This window comes from Rossellomorea aquimaris (assembly GCF_001877785.1).
Classification (GTDB): domain Bacteria; phylum Bacillota; class Bacilli; order Bacillales; family Bacillaceae_B; genus Rossellomorea; species Rossellomorea aquimaris_A.
Genome location: NZ_MINN01000008.1, coordinates 1 through 427, shown reverse-complemented (window position 1 = coordinate 427; position 427 = coordinate 1). Strand labels below are relative to the sequence as shown.

Here is a 427-nt window from a genome sequence, read left to right as displayed (position 1 = left end):
TGATGGGTCTCTATAATGAGTGAGCTGTAATCAGATGATTATGGTTTTTTTTTTTTAAGGTCGATTTTATTGATGACCGGAAGGATTTCAAGATCGTTGTCAAGCGCTAAGTAGACATTGGCGAGCGTCTGCGCTTCAATCCCCTGGGCTGCATCCACGACAAGAATCGCTCCCTCGCAGGCAGCAAGGCTTCGGGATACTTCATACGTGAAGTCGACGTGTCCCGGCGTATCGATTAGATGAAAGATATATTCTTCTCCGTCTTTTGCTTTATATTTAAGCTGAACAGAGTTTAATTTAATGGTTATGCCCCGCTCACGTTCAAGATCCATAGAATCGAGCAATTGTTCTTTCATTTCTCGTTGAGTGATTGCCGACGTTTTTTCTAAAATACGATCCGCTAAGGTCGATTTTCCGTGGTCAATAT

The 427-nt window shown here is 42.6% G+C and carries 1 pseudogene; it reads right to left on the bottom strand.

From position 1 onward, the window contains the following. Nucleotides 1-41: 41 nt before the first annotated feature. A pseudogene (locus BHE18_RS00045) lies at nucleotides 42-427 on the bottom strand (GTP-binding protein); the annotation flags it as partial.